1 pseudogene is annotated in these 418 nt (G+C 42.1%); it reads right to left on the bottom strand.

From position 1 onward, the window contains the following. Positions 1-418: pseudogene (locus tag J7R13_RS09105) on the bottom strand (late control protein); the annotation flags it as partial.

Raw genomic sequence — 418 nt, 5'->3', positions numbered from 1 at the left:
GGATCAAGGGTATCATCTTTGTCTGGTGTGGTATTGGCTACGTTTCCAGCCGCATCTTCTTGCGCTTTATCAAAAAGTTCGCACTCTATTTTTGTGGTGTAACCACCCGTTTTATCAAGTTTGTGCTTAACACTTTTGATGCGCCATTCTGCTGGAATATAAGGGCGGAAAGGGGGCTCCTGAACAAGCTTTGCTTCTGCTTGCACAAACGGATCACCACCGATATCACATGAGAAAGAAGATTTACCGCGTGATGATTTATTGCGATAAGCGGTAATAGCTGCAACAGCTTCTGCCTGATTGTGATAAGTGTATTTGAGTTCATGAAACGGCGGTTTTTCAACTTTAACTTCTTTTTTTTCCACAATTCCTTCATCCTAATAAGTTGGCAGAACACCGCCCTTTTTCTCTTTGTTTT

This window comes from Bartonella taylorii 8TBB (assembly GCF_902825155.1).
Classification (GTDB): domain Bacteria; phylum Pseudomonadota; class Alphaproteobacteria; order Rhizobiales; family Rhizobiaceae; genus Bartonella; species Bartonella taylorii_A.
The sequence above is the reverse complement of the archived record's forward strand: the minus strand, read 5'-3'. Positions and strand labels throughout refer to the sequence as shown.